Here is a 241-nt window from a genome sequence, read left to right as displayed (position 1 = left end):
CGCATATTAAGCCGATGCTCGATGGTGCCTCCGACGGAGCCTTCCTCATCACAGACCAAGCGCTGCCGCAAGTCGTAGCACAGAAGCTGTTCGAGGCGCAAGACAAGGTGGCACTTGGCGAATGGACGCCTCAGCAAGCGGCGCAAGAAATGGAAAAGGCAGCTGCCGATTATAAAAGCAAGATGAAGAAATAGGTATTTCTTACAGCTAAGCACCGGAGCGACTAGTCGATAGTCGCTCC

At 53.5% G+C, this 241-nt stretch carries 1 pseudogene; it reads left to right on the top strand.

The annotated features are described in order from the left end of the window. Nucleotides 1-194 (top strand): annotated as a pseudogene (locus KVT27_RS25950) (ABC transporter substrate-binding protein); the annotation flags it as partial. Nucleotides 195-241: the final 47 nt, after the last annotated feature.

The organism is Lysinibacillus sp. GbtcB16 (assembly GCF_019091145.1).
GTDB classification, from domain to species: domain Bacteria; phylum Bacillota; class Bacilli; order Bacillales_A; family Planococcaceae; genus Lysinibacillus; species Lysinibacillus fusiformis.
The sequence above is the reverse complement of the archived record's forward strand: the minus strand, read 5'-3'. Positions and strand labels throughout refer to the sequence as shown.